At 74.3% G+C, this 20,227-nt stretch carries 18 protein-coding genes; 16 read left to right on the top strand and 2 right to left on the bottom strand.

The genetic code is table 11. From position 1 onward, the window contains the following. Positions 1–67 precede the first annotated feature (67 nt). The 11 genes from AC1RSJ_RS08780 to AC1RSJ_RS08730 all read left to right on the top strand — a co-directional run bounded on the left by AC1RSJ_RS08780 (position 68) and on the right by AC1RSJ_RS08730 (position 9,827). Positions 68–922, top strand: a complete 855-nt coding sequence (locus AC1RSJ_RS08780) for a hypothetical protein (RefSeq protein ID WP_493117981.1) — start codon at positions 68–70, stop codon at positions 920–922. Further along, positions 922–2,562 carry an AAA family ATPase gene (locus AC1RSJ_RS08775; protein ID WP_493117980.1) on the top strand — a complete coding sequence of 547 codons (1,641 nt, stop codon included), beginning with the start codon at positions 922–924 and terminating at the stop codon, positions 2,560–2,562. Before AC1RSJ_RS08780 ends, AC1RSJ_RS08775 begins: the two co-directional genes overlap by 1 nt. A 29-nt stretch (positions 2,563–2,591) precedes the next feature. Continuing rightward, positions 2,592–2,855 (top strand): DUF2997 domain-containing protein, encoded by a 264-nt coding sequence (locus AC1RSJ_RS08770; protein WP_493117979.1) that lies wholly within the window; start codon positions 2,592–2,594, stop codon positions 2,853–2,855. Then, positions 2,852–3,571, top strand: a complete 720-nt coding sequence (locus tag AC1RSJ_RS08765; protein WP_493117978.1) for a 4Fe-4S single cluster domain-containing protein — start codon at positions 2,852–2,854, stop codon at positions 3,569–3,571. Before AC1RSJ_RS08770 ends, AC1RSJ_RS08765 begins: the two co-directional genes overlap by 4 nt. Continuing rightward, positions 3,568–4,065, top strand: a complete 498-nt coding sequence (locus AC1RSJ_RS08760; RefSeq protein WP_493117977.1) for a hypothetical protein — start codon at positions 3,568–3,570, stop codon at positions 4,063–4,065. The genes AC1RSJ_RS08765 and AC1RSJ_RS08760 overlap by 4 nt, the downstream gene beginning before the upstream one ends. After that, positions 4,062–5,012, top strand: coding sequence for a ComEA family DNA-binding protein (locus tag AC1RSJ_RS08755; RefSeq protein WP_493117976.1), 951 nt, complete (start codon positions 4,062–4,064; stop codon positions 5,010–5,012). The genes AC1RSJ_RS08760 and AC1RSJ_RS08755 overlap by 4 nt, the downstream gene beginning before the upstream one ends. 157 nt (positions 5,013–5,169) lie before the next feature. Next, on the top strand, positions 5,170–5,589 hold the full coding sequence (locus tag AC1RSJ_RS08750) for a DUF3806 domain-containing protein (RefSeq protein ID WP_493117975.1): 420 nt from the start codon (positions 5,170–5,172) through the stop codon (positions 5,587–5,589). A gap of 54 nt (positions 5,590–5,643) precedes the next feature. Further along, positions 5,644–7,185: a tRNA (N6-isopentenyl adenosine(37)-C2)-methylthiotransferase MiaB gene (gene miaB / locus AC1RSJ_RS08745; protein ID WP_493117974.1), complete on the top strand. Its 1,542-nt coding sequence runs from the start codon at positions 5,644–5,646 to the stop codon at positions 7,183–7,185. A 10-nt stretch (positions 7,186–7,195) separates the two neighbouring features. Further along, positions 7,196–8,134: a tRNA (adenosine(37)-N6)-dimethylallyltransferase MiaA gene (miaA, locus tag AC1RSJ_RS08740; protein ID WP_493117973.1), complete on the top strand. Its 939-nt coding sequence runs from the start codon at positions 7,196–7,198 to the stop codon at positions 8,132–8,134. Between the two features lie 4 nt (positions 8,135–8,138). Further along, entirely contained in the window at positions 8,139–9,014 is an 876-nt protein-coding gene (gene dapF, locus AC1RSJ_RS08735; RefSeq protein ID WP_493117972.1) for a diaminopimelate epimerase, read from the top strand. A gap of 171 nt (positions 9,015–9,185) precedes the next feature. Further along, positions 9,186–9,827, top strand: coding sequence for a VanZ family protein (locus AC1RSJ_RS08730; protein WP_493117971.1), 642 nt, complete (start codon positions 9,186–9,188; stop codon positions 9,825–9,827). On the opposite strand, the gene AC1RSJ_RS08725 is transcribed toward AC1RSJ_RS08730, so the two are convergent. Further along, positions 9,767–10,405, bottom strand: a complete 639-nt coding sequence (locus AC1RSJ_RS08725) for a class I SAM-dependent methyltransferase (protein WP_493117970.1) — start codon at positions 10,403–10,405, stop codon at positions 9,767–9,769. The two genes, AC1RSJ_RS08730 and AC1RSJ_RS08725, sit on opposite strands and share 61 nt — an antisense overlap. A gap of 44 nt (positions 10,406–10,449) precedes the next feature. On the opposite strand from AC1RSJ_RS08725, the gene hflX reads away from it, so the two are divergent. The 5 genes from hflX to AC1RSJ_RS08700 all read left to right on the top strand — a co-directional run bounded on the left by hflX (position 10,450) and on the right by AC1RSJ_RS08700 (position 16,540). Continuing rightward, positions 10,450–12,009, top strand: a complete 1,560-nt coding sequence (hflX, locus tag AC1RSJ_RS08720) for a GTPase HflX (protein WP_493117969.1) — start codon at positions 10,450–10,452, stop codon at positions 12,007–12,009. Positions 12,010–12,157: 148 nt separating this feature from the next. After that, the gene (locus AC1RSJ_RS08715; RefSeq protein ID WP_493117968.1) at positions 12,158–13,129 is read left to right on the top strand and encodes a methylenetetrahydrofolate reductase; all 972 of its coding nucleotides are present in this window, start codon (positions 12,158–12,160) and stop codon (positions 13,127–13,129) included. Continuing rightward, positions 13,126–13,632, top strand: coding sequence for a hypothetical protein (locus tag AC1RSJ_RS08710; protein ID WP_493117967.1), 507 nt, complete (start codon positions 13,126–13,128; stop codon positions 13,630–13,632). Before AC1RSJ_RS08715 ends, AC1RSJ_RS08710 begins: the two co-directional genes overlap by 4 nt. Then, the gene (locus AC1RSJ_RS08705; RefSeq protein ID WP_493117966.1) at positions 13,632–15,644 is read left to right on the top strand and encodes an ATP-binding cassette domain-containing protein; all 2,013 of its coding nucleotides are present in this window, start codon (positions 13,632–13,634) and stop codon (positions 15,642–15,644) included. The genes AC1RSJ_RS08710 and AC1RSJ_RS08705 overlap by 1 nt, the downstream gene beginning before the upstream one ends. Beyond that, complete coding sequence (locus tag AC1RSJ_RS08700; RefSeq protein ID WP_493117965.1) at positions 15,641–16,540, top strand: ECF transporter S component; 900 nt, start codon at positions 15,641–15,643, stop codon at positions 16,538–16,540. Before AC1RSJ_RS08705 ends, AC1RSJ_RS08700 begins: the two co-directional genes overlap by 4 nt. On the opposite strand, the gene metH is transcribed toward AC1RSJ_RS08700, so the two are convergent. Next, on the bottom strand, positions 16,428–20,048 hold the full coding sequence (metH, locus tag AC1RSJ_RS08695; RefSeq protein WP_493117964.1) for a methionine synthase: 3,621 nt from the start codon (positions 20,046–20,048) through the stop codon (positions 16,428–16,430). The two genes, AC1RSJ_RS08700 and metH, sit on opposite strands and share 113 nt — an antisense overlap. Positions 20,049–20,227: the final 179 nt, after the last annotated feature.

Genomic DNA, 20,227 nt, shown 5'->3' with positions numbered 1-20,227 from the left:
CGCCCGCCTCCGGACCCCTACCCTGGGAAGTGAACACTTCTCGTCCGGTTCAGGGGGTGCCGAGCGCATGTCGAACAGCCTCGCCGCGCTCAGCGGTGCCGCGGAACGCCGCATCCGGGTTGCGACCGCCTGGGTGAGCGTCTCCGCGTCGGTCGTCGTCACCCTCATCGGGTTCATCACCATCGGCACCGGATTCGCCGGCGTCACCGGCGCGCTCGGCGGCGAGCGCGGCGACTACCCCTGGGATGCGGATCGGCCGCTCGCCGCCCAGCACGACGGCGACGAGTGGTTCGCCGACCGGAGCGGCTACATCGAGCTGCCCGACGCCGAGGCGACCCAGCCGCTCGTGATCTCCCCGGTCGGCTCGACCGGTGACGCGTATGTGCGGCTGTACGCCGACGATCCGACCGACGAGATCGACCGCTACTACTTCCCGGCGAGCATCGGCTCGATCTACGCGGACGACGAGCAGGTGCTCGCGATCCCGTTCGAGCACGGCGTCCGCATCTGGGTCCGCTCGGACGGTGCGTGGCGCCTGAAGATCGCCGGTCTGGAGGCGGACGAGATCACGGACACGCAGGGCGGCAAGGGCAACCGGTTCCTCGTCTACCGAGGAGATGCGCTCAGCGCGCACGTCCGGTTCGAGGGGGAGGGACTCTTCCTGTTCCGGATCTGGACCGATGACGGCGACGAGACTCCGATCATCGAGTCCGACCCGGTCGACACGCGGGTGTCGTGGAAGCTCAGCCGCACCGTGATCTTCCAGGTGCAGTCGGATGCCGACCGCGGCGCCTGGTTCATCGACATCGACGAACTCGCCTCGCCCTCGCCGGGCACCGGCGCCGGCGGGGATCCGGCTCCGGGCGGCAGCCCCGCTCCGAGCACGACCCCGTCGCCAGACCCCGATCCGGAAGGCACCTGATGGCCGCTGCGCACCGCGGATTCGCCGACGTGCTCGACGACGCGCTGAAGGCGCGCCTGCCGCTCATCTACATCGAGTCGAGCGAGGAGCTCCGGGTCCTCGACGAGGTCACCAGGGTGGCCGGCGCGCTCCGACGCCCTCGTCCGGTGTGGACCTGGTCGACCACCGTCGGCCTGGTCGGCCCCGACGGCAAGGTCGTCGGCAACACCGCAGGCGCCGTCCGGGCGCTGGAGGTGGCGATGGCCGCCGAGGAGAGTGCGGTCTACCTGTTCAACGACCTGCACGCCCAGCTCGGCACCGACCACCGGCCCGGCGATCCCACGGTGATCCGCAAGCTGAAGGAGGCGGCCCTCGACTTCCGGCAGTCGGAGGCGGCGAAGACGATCGTGCTCGCGTCGGCCGTGCGTGCGATCCCGCCGGAGCTCGACAAGCTGACCACCCTGCTCGACTTCCCCCTGCCGGGCCGCGACGAGCTCGCCGTCCTGCTCGACACCCTCATCGACGCGAACCGCAGCGCCGGCGTGAAGGTCGACGCCGACGCGAAGGTCCGGGAGCAGCTGGTGCAGGCGGCGCTCGGACTCACCATGATCGAGGCGGAGAACGCCTTCGCCCGCGCGATGGTCGACGACGGCCGACTCGACCGGGCCGACATCGCCGTGGTGCTCGACGAGAAGCGCCAGGCCGTGCGCAAGGCGGGGCTGCTGGAGTTCCTGAAGAACGACCTGGACCTCGACGGCGTCGGCGGGCTCAGCAACCTCAAGCGCTGGCTGTCGCGGCGGGAGGGCGCCTGGCTCAGCGGGGCCGAGGCCTTCGGCCTCCCGTCACCGAAGGGCGTGCTCATCACGGGGGTGCCGGGCTGCGGCAAGTCCCTCACGGCGAAGTCGACGGCGGCGAGCTGGGGCCTGCCCCTGCTCCGCCTCGACATCGGCCGGGTCTTCTCCGGGCTCGTCGGCTCATCGGAGCAGAACCTGCGCACGGCCATCGCCACGGCCGAGGCGGCCGCGCCCTGCATCCTCTGGGTCGACGAGATCGAGAAGGGATTCTCGGGGGTATCCGGCCAGCAGGACGCGGGCACGAGTGCGCGGGTCTTCGGCTACTTCCTGACCTGGATGCAGGAGAAGACCGCGCCGGTATTCGTCGTCGCGACCGCGAACAACATCGAGTCGCTGCCGCCGGAGTTCATCCGCAAGGGCCGCTTCGACGAGGTGTTCTTCGTCGACCTGCCGACCCAGCTGGAGCGCCGGCAGATCTGGGCCATCCAGCTCGGCGCGCGCTCGCGCGACGGCAACGGGCTCGCCGCGCTGGCCGTCGATCCGACGGCGCTCGACGACCTCGCCGAGATCAGCGACGGCTACTCCGGCGCGGAGATCGAGCAGGCCGTCGTCGTCGGGCTGTACGAGGCGTGGAACGACCATCGCGAGGTGGTCGTCGGCGATCTCGAGCACGCGATCACCACGACCATCCCGCTGTCGATCACGCAGTCCGAGCAGGTCGAGCGGATCCGACGCTGGGCGGAGATCCGCGCCGTCCGCGCCACCGGCAGCGAGGACATCGCGCCGACCGAGGCGGTGGCGACCGAGCCCGCCGCGCCACCGGCGCCGGCCGCGGTGCGCCGCGGCGGCCGCACGGTCGAGTTCTGAGCCGGCACGAGGACGAGAGGACGACGGCGATGGCACGCAAGCAGCTGGTGGTGCGGATCTCGCGCGACGGCGCGGTGGAGGCCGAGACGGTCGGCATGGTCGGCGAGGAGTGCCTCGACTACTTCTCCGTGCTCGAGGACCTGCTCGACGCCGAGGTCGTGGATTCGACCTACACCGCCGACTACGCGCGGGCCCGCGCGACCGAGGACGTGGATGCCGCGGCGCAGCGGCGCGCGTCGGCCGCCACGGCCGCGCAGGACGAGGACACGCAGACGGTCGGCGGCGACACGTGATCGCACTCGATCTCGCCGCGACGGCGCCGGCCGCGGCCGTCGGCGCACCGCTGGCCTGGGCCCGATTCCTCGCCGCGACGTCGGTGGAGGGCCCGGGAATCCGCGCTGCGCTCTGGGTGCAGGGCTGCTCGGTGCGCTGCCCCGGCTGCTTCAATCCGCACCTCTGGGCGGACCGCGGCGGCATCCGGGAGGATGCGGCGGCGGCCGGTGAGCGCTTCGCCGACGAGGCGGCGGCGGCCGGCGCCGAGGGACTCACGCTGCTCGGCGGCGAGCCGATGGATCAGGCTGACGCCACGGCCGCGGTCGCCGAGGCGTTCCGCGCCCGCGGTCTGACCGTGATGACGTTCACCGGCTACCGCCACGGCGACCTCGTGCGCTGGGCGGAGCGACGGCCCGACCTCGCTCGGCTGCTCGCGGCGACCGACCTGCTCGCCGACGGGCCGTTCCTGCGGGAGCGGCCGGACCACCGCCGTCCCTGGATCGGCTCCGAGAACCAGGGCCTCCGCGCGCTCACACCCGTCTACGCGGCGGAGGTCGCCCGGCTCGAGCGCGACGGCGGGCGCGACCGGCTCGAGGTGCGCATCGCCCGCGACGGCACCGTCGCCGTCAACGGCTGGGCCGACGACGCCGTGCTGGCCGAGCTGCTCGACGACCTCGGACCGCGCACGGACCGCGTGGCGGACCGGCAGACCGACTCCGGAAGGAGCGCGCCATGAGCGCCACCATCATCCTGCTGCCCTGGATGATCGCCGCCCTCGCGACGGGGGCCGCCACGAGCGCCGCCGGCGCCGCGGGCGCTGCGAACGGGATCGCGAGCCTCGCCGACGGATCCGCCGCGCTGCAGGTGCGCACGCGGATGAAGGACATCGGCCTGCTCCGCGCGGCGCTGGAGGATCTCGGCGCCGACGAGGTCGAGTCCGGTGACGACCACGTGCGCGCCAGGGCCGGCGAGCTGGAGCTGGAGATGCACCGCGCCGAGGACGGCGTCTGGACCGCGCACGTCTCCCGCCCCGGCGTCGCCGAGCCGGAGCAGGATCGGGTCGTCGCGCTGCTGACCGACCTCGACCGCGCCTACGCGGCGCGGGTGCAGTCCGCCGTCGCGGACCGGATCCGGCAGCGCGCCGGTGCTGCCGGACTGGACCTGGTCTCGGAGTCGGTCGGCGAGGACCAGACGGTGACGATGCTGCTCGACGTCAGGGACGGATCGTGAGCTGGACTCCGAGCATCGAGCGTCCGCCGAGCTGGGGGCTGCTGCTCGGCGCCAGCTCCTGGATCCTGCTGGTGCTCGTGCCCTACGGCTGGACGACCTGGCTCGGCTTCCTCATCGCCGGGGTGCTCGCGTTCCAGACCTCCGCCTTCGTCGGCGCCGCGATCTACGGCGTGGCGCTGATCGTGCTCCGCTCGATCGACGACGCGGCCGTCGTCATCGTGCTGTCGGGCATCGTGCAGCTCGTCGCGCTCGTGCACGCGATCATCGTCAACCGCCAGCTGCTGCGGACGCTCGTCTGGCGACGTGAGAACGGCCAGCGGATGATCGGCCCCGGGTCGCGCAGCCCCGGCCGCGACGGCATCCCGAGCGCCGGCGGGCGAGCCGCGACGGCCGGCGGCCGGCCGTCGACGCCGCGCCGGCGCGTGTCGGGCGGGCGGTCCGTCGTCGAGTCGCCGGCCGAGGCCGTCGCGCTCGTCGCCGCCGCCGACCGGGAGCGTGCCGCGCTGCTCGATACGGCGAGCGGGCCGGACTCGGCGGAGCGGCCGGCCGCCCCGGCGCGGCGCCGCCGCGGATCGGCGAAGCCCCGCACCCGACGAACTCGCGCGTCGGGCGCGTCCACGACGGCCGCGGGCGGATCGTCGGCCGCCGCGTCCACCGGGACCGGATCCGTGCGGGTGCCCGAGACCGGATCCGTGTCGGCCAGCGCCGGCCCGCCGATCGATGTCAACTCCGCACCCGAGCGGCAGCTCGCGGAGCTCCCGGGCATGACGCCGGAGCTCGCGCGGAGCGCCGTCGAAGCCCGGAGCGCGGCTCCGTTCGCCTCCCTGCGCGACTTCGCGGACACCCTCGGTCTGCCGCCGCACGAGTTCGCCCGGCTGCGCGGACGGGCCGTGTGCGAGGCGGTCTCGCGTCCTCCTGCCCGCGGTCCTCGCCGGATCGAGCTCTGATCGGCTGCGGATCGAGCGCCGATCGAGGCCCTGCCGGCCCGCTGCGGTCACGCGGGTGCTCCCCGAATGCGGGGGCGACGGGGCGGGGAGGGCCGGGCTACCGTCGGAGCACATCGCGTCCGGTCCCGACGGGCGCGTCGACACGACGGGGGTTCCCATGCCCGCTGAGCAGACCATCACCGAGCTCGATGCCGGCACGCTCGCCGAGCTCGACCAGCAGCGAGCCTGGGTCGCCGAGCGCGCCGACGGCGGCTCCGGCGTCCGCGCCGCAGCGGCCGACGCGGCGGTGCGCCTGCAGCAGGTCGACGCCGTGCTGGCCTCGGGCGTGGATCCGTCCGCGTCCTGGGAGCTCGAGGCGCTCGGCGTGGTGCTGGGCGATGCGCTCGCGGAGCGGCTCGGCGTGCCGTGGGTCCTCGTCGAGGACGAGTACGGCCGCGATCCCGCGCTGCTCGCCGGTGCCGGACCCGTGCTGGTCTTCCCGCGCACGATGATCTCCAAGCGGGTCGGCCGCGGCGAGAGCGTCCGCGCGATCGAGCTGTTCCTCACCGTCTGCCGGGGCGTCGCCGAGCACGTCTGAGCGGACCCGCGAGCGCCGGTCGGCGGCATCCGCCGGACGTAGACTGTCGCCACCATGACGCTGGTCGAGACCTCACCCGCCCCGCGCCCCACGACGGGCCGCACCTACGAGGTGCGCACGTTCGGGTGCCAGATGAACGCGCACGACTCCGAGCGGCTCAGCGGCTCGCTCGAGGCCGCCGGCTACGTGAAGGCCGATCTCGGCTCGGCCGCGGACGTCGTCGTGATCAACACCTGCGCGGTGCGCGAGAACGCGGACAACAAGCTCTACGGCACCCTCGGGCACCTCGCCGCCGCGAAGCGCGAGCGGGACGGCATGCAGATCGCCGTCGGCGGCTGCCTCGCCCAGAAGGACAAGTCGACCATCCTCGACAAGGCGCCCTGGGTGGACGTCGTGTTCGGCACCCACAACATGGGCTCGCTCCCGACCCTGCTCGAGCGGGCTCGCCACAACGACGAGGCGCAGCTCGAGATCCTCGAGTCGCTCGACGTGTTCCCGTCCACGCTGCCCACGCGCCGCGAGTCGCTCGCGAGCGGCTGGGTGTCGATCAGCGTCGGCTGCAACAACACCTGCACCTTCTGCATCGTGCCCGCGCTGCGCGGCAAGGAGCGCGACCGCCGGCCCGGCGACATCCTCAGCGAGATCCAGCTGCTCGTCGACGACGGCGCGATCGAGGTCACGCTGCTCGGCCAGAACGTGAACTCCTACGGCGTCGAGTTCGGCGACCGCCAGGCGTTCGGCAAGCTGCTGCGCGCCGCGGGCGCCATCGAGGGGCTGGAGCGCATCCGCTTCACGAGCCCGCACCCGGCCGCGTTCACCGACGACGTGATCGACGCGATGGCGGAGACCCCGTCCGTGATGCCGCAGCTGCACATGCCGCTGCAGTCCGGCTCCGATCGCGTGCTCAAGGCCATGCGGCGCTCCTACCGCTCCGAGCGCTTCCTCGGCATCCTCGACCGCGTGCGCGATCGGATGCCCCAGGCAGCGATCAGCACCGACATCATCGTCGGCTTCCCCGGCGAGACCGAGGAGGACTTCGCCGAGACGCTCCGGGTCGTCGAGCAGGCCCGCTTCGCGAGCGCCTTCACGTTCCAGTACTCGATCCGGCCGGGCACGCCCGCCGCGACGATGGCCGACCAGCTGCCGAAGGAGGTCGTGCAGGAGCGCTACGAGCGCCTGATCGAGCTCCAGGAGCGCATCTCGGGAGAGGAGAGCGCGGCGCTCGTCGGCCGGTCCGTCGAGGTGCTCGTCGCGCCCGGTGAAGGCCGCCGCGACGCCGAGACCCGCCGCTGGTCCGGCCGCGCCGAGGATGGCCGGCTCGTCCACTTCGAGCTCACCGAGGGCAGCCCCGTGCCGCGCCCGGGCGACGTCGCCACCGTCACGGTCAGCCGCGCCACCCCGCACTACCTCATCGCCGACTCGGCGGACGGCTCGCCGGTGCCGGTGCGCCGCACACGCTCGGGCGACGCCTGGGACCGCCAGGACGCGGAGTCGTGCGGCGTGCCCGCCCACGGCACCACGACGGCGTCCGGCGGCGGGATCGGGCTCGGACTGCCGATGCTGCGCGACGGGCTCGGCGCCGCGTCCGTCCGCTGATCGGACGGGCGTGACCGAGGTCGCCCCGGACGGGCTGCTCGTCACCGTCGTCGGCGCCACCGGTACGGGCAAGAGCGCCCTCTCGCTCGACCTCGCCGAGCGGCTCGCCGCGCGCGGGCGTCCGGCGGAGATCGTCAACGCCGACGCGATGCAGCTCTACCGCGGCATGGACGTCGGCACCGCGAAGCTGCCGGAGGCGGAGCGCCGCGGCATCCCGCACCACCTCCTCGACGTGCTGGAGCCGCGCGAGGATGCCAGCGTCGCGGCGTACCAGCCTGCCGCGCGCGAGGCGATCGCGGGCATCGTCGCGCGCGGCGCCGTTCCGATCCTCGTCGGCGGCAGCGGCCTCTACGTCGCGAGCGTCGTCGGCGACTTCGCCTTCCCGGCGCGCGACCCGGAGGTGCGCGCCCGGCTCGAGGCGGAGCTCGCGGCGTCCGGACCGGGCGCGATGCATGTGCGCCTGCGGGCGCTGGACCCGGACGCCGCGACGGCGATCGGGCCCGCGAACGGCCGGCGGCTGGTGCGGGCGCTCGAGGTGATCGAGCTGACCGGCGAGCCGTTCGGCTCCGGCCTGCCCGACGAGCGGACGACGTGGATGCCGACCGTGACCCTCGCGCTCGGCCTCGACCGGGCCGCGCTCGTGCCGCGGCTCGACGCGCGCGTCGAGCGGATGTGGCGCGACGGGCTCGTCGAGGAGGTCGCGCGGCTCGAGCCGGCGGGGCTGGGCACGACCGCCGCGCGCGCGATCGGCTACGCCCAGGCGCTGGCGCAGCTGCACGGCGAGACGGGGGAGCGGGACGCGATCGAGCAGACCGCCGCGCTGACCCGGCGGTACGCGCGGCGCCAGGTCTCGTGGTTCCGGCGGGACGACACCGCGCTCCGGCTCGACGCCGACGACCCGCGCCGCACCGACCTCGCAGTCGAGGCCGTCGTCGCGCGGCTAGCCTGATCCCGTGGACACCCTCCGCTTCACCAAGGGCCAGGGCACGGGCAACGACTTCGTGCTGCTCAGCGACCCGGACGGCGCGCTCGACCTGCCGCCGGAGCGCGTGCGCGTGATCGCGCACCGCCGGTTCGGCGTCGGCGGCGACGGCGTCATCCGCGCCGTGCGCAGCGCCGCGATCCCGGACGGCGCCGCGTCGCTCGAGGAGGACCCGTCGGCCGAGTGGTTCATGGACTACCGCAACGCCGACGGCAGCGTCGCCGAGATGTGCGGCAACGGCATCCGGGTGTTCGGCGAGTACCTGATCACCGAGGGGCTGGCCGAGATCGCCGTCGGCCAGACCGTCTCGATCGGCACCCGGACCGGCGTCCGGGCGCTCCGCCGCACCGAGGAGGGGTGGGCCGCCGACCTCGGCGCCTTCAGCATCGACCCGGGCGACGAGCTCGTCGCCGCGACCGGGCTCGACGTCGACCGCCCCGGGCTCGCGATCGACATGGGCAACCCGCACGTCGTGGTCGCGCTCGCCGACGACGACGAGCTGGAGGCCCTCGACCTGGCCCGCGCGCCGAAGGTCACCCCGCGCCCCGAGCACGGCGCGAACATCGAGTTCGTCGTGCCCGCGGAGCCGCTCATCGCGGCGGGGATCGGCCGCATCCGGATGCGCGTGCACGAGCGCGGCAGCGGCGAGACGCTCTCGTGCGGCACCGGTGCGGCCGCGGCGGCCGTGGCGACCCGCTGGTGGGCCGGGGACTCGGCGCCCGACAGCTGGGAGGTCCGGGTGCCGGGCGGCGTGCTCGGCGTACGCATGTTCGGCCGGAACGGCGTCGAGCACGCGGAGCTCAGCGGCCCCGCCGAGCTCATGTTCACGGGCGTCATCGAGGCGTAGCCCGCATCCGACCCGGGGGCGGTTGAGCCGACCCGGGTGGCTGAGCCGCCCCGGGTGGCTGAGCCGCCCCGGGTGGCTGAGCCTGTCGAAGCCCCGACCTCCCCCTCCAGTCGCGCGGCCTCATCCGCTCGGCCGATCCGAGTGAGTGAGCACCGTGCGTACCGTCGCAGGGTGCCCCTCGACGTCCACCTCGCGATCCCGGCGTTCCCGACCCTGCTCGTGCCGGCCGCCATCGCGTTCCTGCTGCTGCTCGCCCGGCTGCGGCGCCGCGCCGCGCTGACCCTGCCGCGGCTCGGGCTCGCGATCGTGGTCTGCGTCTACGGGGTCGGCGTGCTGCGCTCGGTGCTCCTGCCGTTCGGCCTGCTGCTCGGCGAGTCCCGGTCGCAGCTGGCGCCGTTCGGGGCGTTCGTCCAGCTCGTGCCGCTCGCCGACGCGGATCCCGAGGGCATCGCGCTCAACGTGCTGCTGTTCGTGCCGCTCGGCGTGCTGCTGCCGCTCCTCCTGCGACGTCCGAGCGCGCTGCGGATGCTCGCGGTCGCCGCCGCGATCAGCCTCGGCATCGAGCTCACGCAGCTGCTGATGGACGCCACGATCAGCACCGGGCGCGTCGCGGACATCGACGACCTGCTCGCGAACACGGCCGGCGCGCTGCTCGGGTTGCTCGCGTTCCGGGCGGCGACGCTGGTCCCGGTCGTCGGCCGGGCGGCCGGCGCCGTCCGGTGGCCGAGTGCGACGCCGGAGGAGGGGCCCGCTCAGTCGTCGCCGAGCGGCAGCGGCTCGTCGCCGCGCCGGCGCACCCTGAGCACCCGGTAGCCCTTGCCGGTCGCCGCGCGGAGCACGGCCGCGTCGTCGTGCATCTCCGCCTGCAGCCAGCGGTGCAGCGAGTCGGAGCCGAGGTTGCGCTGCACGACGAGCCAGGCATCCGATCCGGGGCCGAGCCGCGGCAGCCAGCGCTCGAGCAGCGCGTGCAGCTCGTTCTTGCCGACGCGGATCGGCGGGTTCGACCAGATGGTGCGGAACTCGACGTCGTCGGGAACACCGTCGGGCGTCACGGCGTTGACATTGTCGAGCCCCAGGGTGAGCGCGTTCCGGCGCGTCAGCTCGAGGGCGCGCTCGTTGACGTCGACGGCCCACACCGTGGATCGCGGCGACTCGAGCGCGAGCGTGAGGGCGATCGGCCCCCAGCCGCAGCCGAGGTCGAGCAGATGCCCGCCCGGCGGCGGGGTCGGGACCGTGCCGAGCAGCACCGAGGTGCCCGTGTCGATGCGATCCGGACTGAAGATGCCGCCCGAGGTCTCGACCTCGACGTGCCGCCCGGCGAGCGTCACCGGCACCCGCTTCGGGACGAAGTCGCTGCCGGGCTGCGCCGAGAAGTAGTGGTCGCCCTCCATGAACAGAACCTATCGACTGGTAAGGAACTATCGTTAACCGCCTGATGACCGACTCCGATCCGATCCGCGACGAGGACGCCGTGGACACCTCCCTCGAGACCGCGTCCGCCGACGCCGTCGACCGCGTGCTGGCCTCCGACGGCCGGCGCGCCGCCGTGGCGCGCTTCGGCGCGGGCTCCCGCGCCTCCGCGCTGCAGGATCGCGACGACTACCTCGACGATCGCGACGGCGACCAGCTCGACCGCGAGGAGCGCGCCGCCCTGCGCCGCGTCGCCGGCCTCAGCACCGAGCTCGAGGACGTCACCGAGGTCGAGTACCGGCAGCTGCGGCTCGAGAACGTCGTGCTCATCGGCGTCTACTCCGGCGGCACGCTCGACGACGCGGAGAACTCGCTGCGCGAGCTCGCCGCGCTCGCCGAGACCGCGGGCGCCTCGGTACTCGACGGCCTGCTGCAGCGGCGTCCGCACCCGGACCCCGCCACCTACATCGGCCGCGGCAAGGCCGACGAGCTCGCCGCCATCGTGGCGAGCCTCGGCGCCGACACCGTGATCGCCGACACGGAGCTCGCGCCGAGCCAGCGCCGTGCGCTCGAGGACGTGGTGAAGGTCAAGGTCATCGACCGCACGGCCGTCATCCTCGACATCTTCAGCCAGCACGCGAAGAGCCGGGAGGGCAAGGCGCAGGTCGAGCTCGCGCAGCTCGAGTACCTGCTGCCGCGCCTCCGCGGCTGGGGCGAGTCGATGTCCAGGCAGGCGGGCGGCCAGGCCGCCGGCGGCCAGGGCATGGGCAGCCGCGGACCCGGTGAGACGAAGATCGAGCTCGATCGCCGCCGCATCCACACCCGGATGGCGAAGCTGCGCCGGCAGATCAAGGGCTACGCGCCCGCCCGTGAGGCGAAGCGCGCGAACCGCGACCGCTACGCCGTGCCCGGCGTCGCGATCACCGGGTACACGAACGCCGGCAAGTCGAGCCTGCTGAACCGCATCACGCGGGCCGGCGTGCTCGTCGAGAACGCGCTGTTCGCGACGCTCGACCCGACGGTGCGCCGCTCGCGCACCGCCGACGGCCGGCTCTACACGCTGAGCGACACGGTCGGCTTCGTACGCAACCTGCCGCACCAGCTGGTCGAGGCGTTCCGCTCCACGCTCGAGGAGGTCGGCGAGTCCGACGTCGTCGTCCACGTGGTCGACGGCGCGCATCCGGACCCGTCGGCGCAGATGGCGACCGTGCGCGACGTGATCGGCGAGGCGGGCGCCCGCGACCTGCCCGAGATCGTGGTGTTCAACAAGGCCGATCTGCTCGACGAGCCCACGCGGCTCGTGCTGCGCGGCCTCGAGCCCGGCGCCCTGTTCGTCTCCGCCCGCACGGGGGAGGGGGTCGCCGAGCTGCAGCAGCGGATCGCCGACCTGCTGCCGCAGCCGGACGTCGAGGTCGAGCTGCTCGTGCCCTACGACCGCGGCGCGATCGTGTCGTTCGCCCACGCGAACGCGCGGATCATCGACACGGCCTACGAGGAGGCCGGCACCCGCCTCACGATCCTCGCCACCGAGGCGGTCGCGGCGCAGCTGCGCGCGATGGCGGCGGAGGACGCCCGGGCGGTCTGATCCGGACGCGCGGCGACGCGCCGCCGGGCCGTGGCGGGGCTCCGCTAGGATCGACGCGCGCCGCGGGATCCCGAGGCGCGGAGCGACCGCCGAGCCCGGCACCCGCCCCACGGAGCGGCGCCGTCGGCGCCGTCATCGGAGGGTCAGGATGACTGGACACGATCGCGCGGAGGCCGTCGCGGCCTCCGTCGAGGACGCCCCGCCCCGGTTCTCCTTCGAGATCCTGCCGCCGCGCTCGCCGGCCGCCGCGAAGTCCCTCGACGTCGCGCTCGTCGAGCTCGTCGCCTCGCGTCCGGCCTTCATCTCCGTGACCTACGGGGCGAACGGCTCCTCCCGCGACGTCTCCCTCGACCTGCTCCGCCGTCTCGTGCACGAGACCGACATCTCGCCGATGGCGCACTTCACGGCGGTCGGATCCACCTACGCCGACGCCTCGCGCCTGCTGCGCGAGTTCATGGACGCCGGCATCACGAGCTTCCTCGCCCTCCGCGGCGACCCGCCGCAGGGCGTGCCCGAGGCGGAGATCGTGCTCGGCGACTTCGGCAGCGCGAGTGAGCTCGTGCAGCTCATCCACGGCGTGCAGGCCGAGCGCGAGCCGTTCCAGGCGCATCCGCTGCCGGGCGTGCCCGCCGCGCGCCGCCTCAGCTCCGGGCGCCGGGCCACGATCGCGGTCGCCGCGTTCCCGAACGGGCATCCGAGCTCCCGCTCGCGCGCGCAGGACCTCGACACGCTGCTCGCGAAGGAGGCGGCGGGGGCGAACCTCGCCATCACGCAGCTCTTCTTCGAGGCCGACGACTACCTCGGCTTCGTCGACGACGCGCGGGCGGCCGGCGTGACCATGCCGATCCTGCCGGGCATCATGCCGGTGCTCAGCGAGCCGCGGCTGCACCGCGTGCTCGAGCTCACCGGCGAGCGGATGCCGGAGCGGCTCCGCGCACTGCTGCTCGGGGCCGACGATCCCGCCGCGGCCGGCATCAGCCACGCGGCCGAGCTGGCGCGCGACGTGCTGGCCGGCGGCGCCCCCGGCGTGCACCTGTACACCTTCAACCGATCCGACGCCCCCCTCGCGGTCCTCCGCGAGGCGGGGATCCTCACCACCTCCAGGGAGACCACCGCATGACCGCCTCGACCCCGACGCGAACCCTCCTGGCCCGCGCCGCCGCCCCGCTGCTGCTCGCGCTCGCCCTGACCGGCTGCGCCGGCGGCACGGCCGGCACCGCCGAGACGAAGACCCCGTCCGCCTCGCCGACCTCGTCCGCCCCCGCGGAGTGCACCGACGTCACCGTGCGCGTGGAGTTCGGCGCGCTCGGCGGCGACCCGGTGGACGCCTGCGGCAAGGCCGGCGTCGCCACCGACGTGCTGAAGGACGCCGGCATCGCGACCGAGGGCACCGCCGACTACGGCGACGCCGTGGTCTGCCGCGTCGAGGACAAGCCCACGCCCGCCGAGGACTCGTGCGCGACGCTCTCGTCGACCGGATACTGGGCCGTCTGGGTGAAGACCTCCGCCGACGCCGCGTGGGAGTACGCGCAGGTCGGCGTGAACGAGCAGAAGGTGGAGGCCGGCCAGTCGCTCGGCCTCGTCTACACGCAGGGCGACGACTCGACGCCGCCGAAGGGCTGATGCACCGGGGCCGGCTCGCGGGACTGCGCTCGGCGGCGCTGCTGGCCGTCGGGTTCGTGCTGCTGCGCGTCGTCTACCGGATCGTGTTCGGCGGCGGCTCGGGCGGCGGCGTGCTGCTCGTCGACCTGCCGTCGATCCGGCTCGCGGGCCCGTTCGCGCACATCACGCTGCTCGGGCCGATCACGACGGGCGGCGTCGCCGCGGCGGCGATGAGCGCGGTGCCGTTCGCCGCCGTCGTGCTCGCGATCGGCGTGCTGACGGCGCTCGTCGACCTGCCGGCGCTGCTGGCCCGCGGCGCCGCGCGGGGGCCGCTCCGCACGGTCGCCCGCTCGCTCGTCGTCGCCTGGTCGACGTTCCCGGCACTGCGCGACGCGGTCGTCCGCGTGCGCGAGGCGCGCGAGCTGCGGGGGGAGCGGTCGCTCGCGTCGCTGCTCGTCCCGGTGCTCGAGCAGACGGTCGAGCGGGCCATCGCCCTCGGCGCCGCGATGGAGCTGCGCGGCTTCGCCGCCACGCGACCGGCACGACCGCGGGATGACGCCGGCGCCGACGATGACGTCGCCGCCGGGGCCGCCGTCGTGCTCGACGGCGCCGCACTCGGCTTCGCGGGCCGGACCGTGCTCTCCGGACTCGACCTCGAGCTCCCCGCGGGCGCACTGACGCTCGTCAGCGGACCGACCGGCTCGGGCAAGTCGACGCTGCTGCGCGCCGTCAGCGGGCTGCACCAGCACCTCGACGACGGCGAGCAGTCCGGTCGGATCCTCGTCGCCGGCGTCGACCGCCTCGCGGTGCCGCCGCGGGATACGGCCGCGGTGGTCGGCGTCGTGCCGCCGGTGCCGCTGTCGTTCGTCGCCGACTCCGTCGCGGGGGAGCTCGGCTTCGCGCTCGCCGTGCGCGGGGATGACGCGGCCGCGATCGACCGCCGGGTCGCGGAGGTCGCCGCCGAGCTGCGCATCGAGCACCTCGTGGGGCGTCCGGTCACCGCGCTGTCGGCGGGGGAGGCCTGCCTGGTGGCCATCGGCGGCGCCCTCGCCGCCCGCCCGCGCGTGCTGCTGCTCGACGAGCCGCTCGCCGACCTCGACGCGGCGGCGCGGGTGCGCATCGTCGAGGTCGTGGATCAGCTCGCGCACCGCGACGGGGTCTGCGTCGTCGTCGCGGACCACGCGATCGCCGAGTGGGCCGCGGTGGCGGACGCCCGGATCGTGCTCGCGGGCGGCACGGCGCGTCGCCTCGCGCGCGGATCCGGGTCTGAACACGGGGCCGGCCCGGACTCCGACCTCCGTCTCGGCGGCGAGGAGACCACGCAGACCACGGAGGCCGCGGGGGCGACGGACGCCGCCCCCGCCCGCCCGCCGATCGCCGAGATCCGGGGCGTGACGGTCCGCCACGCGGGCGTCGCCGCCGTCGAGGACGCGCGCCTCTCGCTCGCGGCGGGGGAGCTCGTCGCACTGACCGGTCCGAACGGGGCCGGGAAGAGCACGCTCCTCCGGGCGATCGCGCGACCGAGGGAGACGGGCACGGTCCTCGTGGATGGCGGCGACGTCGCGTCCCTCCGCCGGCGGGAGCGCCGTGGTGCCGTCGCGCTCGTGCCGGAGGCGTTCGACGACCTGCTGTTCGCGACGAGCGCCGCGGGGGAGTGCCGCCGCGCGGACCGCCGGGCCGCCGCCGGCGCCGCGCCGACCGCGGCGGTGCTGCAGCGCCTCCTGGCGCTCGACGACGCGGACCTCGACGAGCTGCTCGACCGGCATCCGCGCGACCTGTCTTCCGGCCAGCGGCTCTGCCTCGTCATCGCCGTCCAGCTCTCCGCGCGCCCGCGCGTGCTGCTCGTCGACGAGCCGACGCGCGGCCTCGACCCGGCGGCGCGCCGGACCGTGGGCGCGGCTCTGATGCGGGCGGCCGAGGACGGCGCGGCGGTGCTCTTCGCGACCCACGACGCCGGGTTCGCGGCGCACCGGGCCGGTCGCGGCATCGCGATGGGCGCCGGGCGCGTGCTCGAGGCGGAGGCCGCCCGATGAGCCGGCGCTGGACCGGGTGGGCGCTCGCCGCCACGAGCCTCGCGGCCCTCGCGGGCTTCGCCTGGCCGCTCGTCGTGGCCGCAGTCCCGGAGGAGGCCCAGGCGGCCGTGCCGGTCGTCGCCGTCGCGCTGCTGCCCGCCCTCGTCGTCGCGGTGGCCCTGCTGCTCGACCGCGAGATGCACAACGCCCGCACCGTCGCGATGCTCGGCGTGCTCAGCGCGGTCGGCGCCGCCGTGCGCATCGCGAGCACCGGCGTCGGCGGCGTCGAGGCCGTCTTCATCGTCCTGATCCTCGCCGGCCGCGCCTACGGCGCCCGCTTCGGCCTGCTGCTCGGCATCACGACGATCGCGCTGTCGTCCGTGCTCTGGGGCGGCATCGGGCCGTGGACGCCGTTCCAGGCCTTCGCCTGCGGCTGGGTCGCCGCGGGCGCCGGCCTGCTGCCGCGCACCGGCGGACGGACGCCGCGGCGCCGGGCGGTCGCGGAGACCGTGCTGCTGGCCGGGTACGGCGTGGTCGCGGCCTACGCCTTCGGGCTCATCATGAACCTCTGGTTCTGGCCGTTCGCCGTCGGATCGGGCACCGGCCTCTCGTACGAGCCCGGCGCGCCGCTCGGCCGCAACCTCGCGTCGTTCGGGCTGTACTCGCTCGTCACGTCGACCCTGACCTGGGACACCGTGCGGGCGATCACGTCCGCCGTCGGCATCGCGCTCGTCGGACCGGCGGTGCTGTCCGCCCTCCGCCGGGCGCGGCTCGGCGGCGCCGGACGCGGCGCCGCGGCGGGCGTCAGACCGAGAAGTAGCGCGCGTCCGGGTGGTGGAACACGAACGCGTCCGTCGACTGCTCCGGATGCAGCTGCAGCTCCTCCGACAGCTCCACCCCCATCCGCTCGGGCTTGAGCAGCTCGACCACCTTGCGGCGGTCCTCCATCTCCGGGCACGCCGGGTAGCCGAGCGAGAAGCGGGCACCCCGGTAGCGCACCTTGAGCATGCCCTCGAGGTCCGTCGGGTCCTGGGCGGCGTAGCCGAGCTCCGCCCGCACCCGCGAGTGCCAGTACTCGGCGAGCGACTCGGTGAGCTGCATGGTGAGCCCGTTGAGCTCGAGGTAGTCGCGGTAGCGGTTCTCGGCGAACAGCCGCGCGGTCACCGCGTCGACGGCGGAGCCCGCGGTCACGAGCTGCACGCCCAGCACGTCGACCTGCCCGGAGTCCTTCGACCGGATGTAGTCGGCGAGGCAGAGGTGCTCGTCGCGGCGCTGGCGCGGGAAGCTGAAGCGCATCCGCTCGGTGCCGACCGCGCCGCCCGATCCGCCGTCCGGCGAGAGCAGGCCGGGCACGCCGAGCGCGCCCGTCGGGTCGTCGCCGTGGTGCAGCACGACGAGGTCGTCGCCCTCGGAGTAGACCGGGAAGTAGCCGTAGACGACGGACGCGTCGAGGATGCCCTCGGTGAGGATGCGGTCGAGCCAGTAGCGCAGGCGCGGCCGACCCTCCTGCTCGACGAGCTCCTCGTAGCTGGCGCCGTCGTCGCCGCGGCCCGGCTTGAGCCCCCACTGCCCCATGAACGTCGCGCGCTCGTCGAGGAACGCGGCGTACTCGGCCAGCGCCACGCCCTTCACGATCCGCGTGCCCCAGAACGGCGGGGCGGGGATCGGGTTGTCCGCGGCGACCGCCGACCGCGCCGGCATGTTCTCCGGCTCGGTGGTCTGCGGGGTGGTGCGGGCGTGGATGCGCTTCTTCAGCGCGGGGAGACCGACCGACTCCGGCTCCGCGCCGCGCGCGATCGCGACCAGCGGCTCCATGAGCGCGAGGCCCTCGAAGGCGTCGCGGGCGTAGCGCACGGTGCCGTCGAACTGCGACTGGAGGTCGTCCTCGACGAAGGTGCGCGTGAGCGCGGCGCCGCCGAGCAGCACCGGCCAGCGGGTGCCGAGCCCGCGGGACGACAGCTCCTGCAGGTTCTCCTTCATCACCACGGTCGACTTCACGAGCAGGCCGCTCATGCCGATCACGTCGGCGCCGTGCTCCTCCGCGGCCTCGATGAAGGCGCTGAGCGGCTGCTTGATGCCGATGTTGATCACGTCGTAGCCGTTGTTGGTCAGGATGATGTCGACCAGGTTCTTGCCGATGTCGTGCACGTCGCCGCGCACCGTGCCGAGCACGATCGTGCCCTTGCCGGAGGCCTCCGTGCGCTCCATGTGCGGCTCGAGCAGCGCGACCGCGGTCTTCATGACCTCGGCGGACTGCAGCACGAACGGCAGCTGCATCTCGCCCTTGCCGAAGCGCTCGCCGACGACCTGCATGCCGGCCAGGAGGTGCACGTTGACGATCTCGAGCGCGGTGAGGCCGCCGGCCATCGCCTCCTCGAGGTCCGCGTCGAGCCCCTTGGCGGCGCCGTCGATGATGCGCCGCTCCAGCCGCTCGCCGACCGGCAGGGCCGCCAGCTCGGCCGCGCGCTGGTCGCGCAGCGCCGCGGAGTCGACGCCCGCGAACAGGTCGAGCATCGTGGCGAGGGGGTCGTAGGTGACCGAGCCGTCCTCGGCGCGCTCACGGCGGTCCCAGACCAGGTCGAGCGCGACCTTGCGCTGCTCGTCGGAGATGGAGGCCAGCGGCACGATCTTCGCGGCGTTGACGATCGCGGAGTCGAGGCCGGCCTCGACGGCCTCGTGCAGGAACACGGAGTTCAGCACCGAGCGGGCCGCCGGGTTGAGGCCGAACGACACGTTCGAGACGCCGAGCGTGGTGTGGATGCCGGGGTACTTCGCCGTGATGCGGCGGATCGCCTCGATCGTCTCGATCGCGTCGCGCCGGGTCTCCTCCTGGCCGGTGGCGATCGGGAACGTCAGGGCGTCGACGATGATGTCGTCGACGCGCATGCCCCAGTCGCCGACGAGCGCGTCGACGAGCCGCGAGGCGATGCGCACCTTGTCGTCGGCGGTGCGCGCCTGGCCCTGCTCGTCGATGGTCAGCGCGACGACCGCGGCGCCGTGCTCCTGGACGAGCGGCATGATCCGGCCGAAGCGGGAGTCCGGCCCGTCGCCGTCCTCGAAGTTGACCGAGTTGACGACCGGGCGGCCGCCGATGAGCTCCATGCCGGCCTGCAGCACCGCCGGCTCGGTCGAGTCGACGACGAGCGGCAGCGTCGAGGCGCTCGCGAGCCGCGAGACGACCTCGCGCACGTCGGCCACGCCGTCGCGCCCCACGTAGTCGATGCAGACGTCGAGCAGGTGGGCGCCCTCGCGCACCTGGGCCCGCGCGATGTCGACGCAGTCCTCCCAGCGCGACTCGAGCATCGCGTTGCGGAACGCGAGGGAGCCGTTCGCGTTCGTCCGCTCGCCGATCGCCAGGTAGGAGGCGTCCTGGCGGAACGGCACGTGCTGGTAGAGGCTGGCGACGCCGGCCTCCACCTCGATCGCGCGCTCGCGGGCGGCGGTGCCGCCGATCCGCTCGACGACCGCGCGGAGGTGCTCCGGGGTCGTGCCGCAGCAGCCGCCGACGAGGCCGAGGCCGAACTCCTTGACGAACTGCTCGTGCGCGGTCGCGAGCTCGTCCGGGGTGAGCGGATAGCTCGCGCCGTCGGCCGTGAGGATCGGGAGGCCGGCGTTCGGCATGCACATGACGGGCACGCGGGCGTGCTGCGACAGGTGGCGGAGGTGCTCGCTCATCTCGGTCGGGCCGGTGGCGCAGTTGAGGCCGATCATGTCGATGCCGAGCGGCTCGAGCGTGGTGAGCGCCGCGCCGATCTCGCTGCCCATGAGCATCGTGCCCGTGGTCTCGACGGTGACCTCCACGAAGATCGGCACGCGCACGCCGGTCTCGACGATGGCCTGCTTGCAGCCGTTCACGGCCGACTTCGTCTGCAGCAGGTCCTGCGAGGTCTCGATGAGCAGCGCGTCGGCACCGCCGCGGATCAGGCCGACGGCCTGCTGGGCGAACGTCGTCTTGAGGTTCTCGTAGGTCGTGTGGCCGAGGCTCGGCAGCTTCGTGCCGGGGCCCATCGAGCCGAGCACCCAGCGCATCCGGCCGTCGCGCGCCTCGAACGACTCGGCGGTGCGGCGGGCGATCGCGGCGCCGGCCTCCGCGAGCTCCTCGATGCGGTCCTCGATGCCGTAGTCGGACAGGTTCGACCAGTTCGCGCCGAACGTGTTCGTCTCGATCGCGTCGATGCCGGTCTCGAGGTAGGTGCTGTGCACGTCCGCGACGATGTCGGGGCGGGTGACGTTGAGGATCTCGTTGCAGCCCTCGTGGTGCTGGAAGTCCTCAATGCTCGGCTCGACGGCCTGCAGCATCGTGCCCATGGCGCCGTCGGCGATGACGACGCGGGAGCGGACGGCGTCGAGGAGCGCCTGCGACCGCTCCGGACGGGGCACGCCCTCGATGTCGAGCGGGGAGCGGGAGACGAGCGTCGGGGGCACCCGCATAGGGTAGCCGCGGCCCGCTCCGGATGCTCGGCGGCGGGCCTCCGGCGGGCCGGCGGCCGGCCTCCCGCGGGCCTCCGGCGGCCGCTGAAACCGGGCGTCATCTTCGACGCGCGGCGGGGCGCCTCGCTACGGTGGAACGGTCGTCCGACGGGCGGCAGGACCGAAGCCGAGCC

The organism is Schumannella sp. GW821-FHT10F01, from assembly GCF_058809295.1.
The sequence above is the reverse complement of the archived record's forward strand: the minus strand, read 5'-3'. Positions and strand labels throughout refer to the sequence as shown.

What these genes read in the sequence shown, in the direction of transcription:
- hflX (WP_493117969.1), top strand. Translation starts at nt 10,450, where the DNA reads ATGACCGACTCCGATCCGATCCGCGACGAGGACGCCGTGGACACCTCC.
- AC1RSJ_RS08750 (WP_493117975.1), top strand. Translation starts at nt 5,170, where the DNA reads ATGCCCGCTGAGCAGACCATCACCGAGCTCGATGCCGGCACGCTCGCC.
- AC1RSJ_RS08705 (WP_493117966.1), top strand. Translation starts at nt 13,632, where the DNA reads ATGCACCGGGGCCGGCTCGCGGGACTGCGCTCGGCGGCGCTGCTGGCC.
- AC1RSJ_RS08725 (WP_493117970.1), bottom strand. Translation starts at nt 10,405, where the DNA reads ATGGAGGGCGACCACTACTTCTCGGCGCAGCCCGGCAGCGACTTCGTC.
- AC1RSJ_RS08760 (WP_493117977.1), top strand. Translation starts at nt 3,568, where the DNA reads ATGAGCGCCACCATCATCCTGCTGCCCTGGATGATCGCCGCCCTCGCG.
- AC1RSJ_RS08775 (WP_493117980.1), top strand. Translation starts at nt 922, where the DNA reads ATGGCCGCTGCGCACCGCGGATTCGCCGACGTGCTCGACGACGCGCTG.
- AC1RSJ_RS08770 (WP_493117979.1), top strand. Translation starts at nt 2,592, where the DNA reads ATGGCACGCAAGCAGCTGGTGGTGCGGATCTCGCGCGACGGCGCGGTG.
- AC1RSJ_RS08710 (WP_493117967.1), top strand. Translation starts at nt 13,126, where the DNA reads ATGACCGCCTCGACCCCGACGCGAACCCTCCTGGCCCGCGCCGCCGCC.
- AC1RSJ_RS08715 (WP_493117968.1), top strand. Translation starts at nt 12,158, where the DNA reads ATGACTGGACACGATCGCGCGGAGGCCGTCGCGGCCTCCGTCGAGGAC.
- miaB (WP_493117974.1), top strand. Translation starts at nt 5,644, where the DNA reads ATGACGCTGGTCGAGACCTCACCCGCCCCGCGCCCCACGACGGGCCGC.
- AC1RSJ_RS08700 (WP_493117965.1), top strand. Translation starts at nt 15,641, where the DNA reads ATGAGCCGGCGCTGGACCGGGTGGGCGCTCGCCGCCACGAGCCTCGCG.
- AC1RSJ_RS08780 (WP_493117981.1), top strand. Translation starts at nt 68, where the DNA reads ATGTCGAACAGCCTCGCCGCGCTCAGCGGTGCCGCGGAACGCCGCATC.